Source organism: Streptomyces atratus, assembly GCF_014648655.1.
Taxonomy (GTDB): Bacteria; Actinomycetota; Actinomycetes; order Streptomycetales; family Streptomycetaceae; genus Streptomyces; species Streptomyces atratus.
In genome coordinates this window covers 1-747 of record NZ_BMRN01000213.1, presented here as the reverse complement: position 1 = coordinate 747, position 747 = coordinate 1, and the positions used below count along the sequence as shown (strand labels likewise).

The window sequence follows — 747 nt, the reverse complement described above, 5'->3', positions numbered from 1 at the left end:
GACGGCGCTGTCGGCGTTCGCGCATCAGGATGTGCCGTTCGAGCACCTGGTGGAGGTGCTGAATCCGTCCCGGTCGCTGTCCCACCACCCGCTGTTCCAGACCGGACTGGTCGTACAGAACGCGCCGGGGGGCGACTTCGACCTGCCCGGCTTGAGGGCCACCGGGATGGCCGTGCCCACCGGGACCTCCCGGCTCGACCTGACCTTCGGCCTGGCGGAGCAGCACGGGTCCGACGGCGCGCCGGCCGGCCTGAGCGGTGCGGTCGAGTACAGCGCCGACCTGTTCGACCGCTCGACGGTGGAGACCCTCTTCGTCCGGTGGACCAGACTGCTGGCCGCTGTCGCGGCCGCACCGGACCGGCCGATCGGCGGGGTCGACCTGCTGTCCGACGAGGAGCGCCGCGAGCTGCTGCCCGCCGCCGAGAGCGGGACTGTCGCCATGAGCCTGCCGGAGATGCTCGCGGCGCAGGTGGCGGCGACGCCGGATGCGGTCGCGCTTGTCTGTGGTGATGTCGAGTTGACGTACGGGCAGTTGAATGTTCGGGCGAATCGGTTGGCGCATGCGCTGATCGCTCGGGGTGTGGGTCCGGAGCAGATCGTGGCGGTGGCGTTGCCGCGGTCGCCGGAGTCGGTGGTGGCGGTTCTGGGCGTGCTGAAGGCCGGGGCCGCGTACCTTCCGGTGGATCTGTCGTACCCGCGGTCGCGGATCGCGTTCATGCTGGACGACGCTCGCCCGACGGTGGTGAT

At 71.0% G+C, this 747-nt stretch carries 1 protein-coding gene; it reads left to right on the top strand.

Annotated features, from left to right (window positions below):
- The coding region (locus IEZ15_RS44165; protein ID WP_189282544.1) for an AMP-binding protein at positions 1 to 747 on the top strand (747 nt) is incomplete at both ends.